This is a genomic window from Tepidimonas sp. (assembly GCF_046292505.1).
In the GTDB taxonomy this organism is placed as follows: domain Bacteria; phylum Pseudomonadota; class Gammaproteobacteria; order Burkholderiales; family Burkholderiaceae_C; genus Tepidimonas.
The window spans coordinates 1-537 of sequence record NZ_JBKBQX010000265.1 but is presented as its reverse complement, the minus strand read 5'-3'; the positions used below and the strand labels follow the sequence as shown (position 1 = coordinate 537).

1 protein-coding gene is annotated in these 537 nt (G+C 69.6%); it reads left to right on the top strand.

Annotated features, from left to right (window positions below; translation table 11 throughout):
* Positions 1-537, top strand: a 537-nt coding sequence (locus ACK4TH_RS13175) for an FAD binding domain-containing protein (protein ID WP_409627084.1), incomplete at both ends; no start/stop codon positions are given.

Sequence of the window (537 nt, the reverse complement as noted above, 5' to 3'; positions counted from 1 at the left end):
CTCTTCACCCTCTATCACGATGGCGTAGCCGCATCCGGTGGTCGCGAAGCCGTGCTGTCGCGGCTCGCCGGCAATCTCTGCCGCTGCACTGGTTACCGACCCATCGTCGACGCCGCGCTCGCCGCCTGTTCCGCAGCGCCTGACGATGCCTTCACCGCGCGGCAGGAGGAGACAGCGCGCGCGCTGGCCGCGCTGGCCGACGACTATGACGTTCTGGTCGGTGACGAGGCCGCCTTCTTCGCGGCTCCGTCGTCGCTCGACAGCCTGTGCGCGCTGCTCGACCGCCACCCGGATGCGGTGCTGGTCGGCGGCGCCACCGATGTCGGCCTGTGGATCACCAAGCAACTGCGGACCTTGCCGAAGCTCATCCATACAGGCCGGGTGCGGGAACTCGGCACCATCACCGACGACGGCGCGCAACTGAGGATCGGCGCCGCTGCGACCTACGCCGATGTCCGCGACAACCTCGCGGCCCTTGATCCGGATGTCGGGCTGCTGCTCGAGCGGCTGGGATCGACGCAGGTGCGCGCGGCTGGC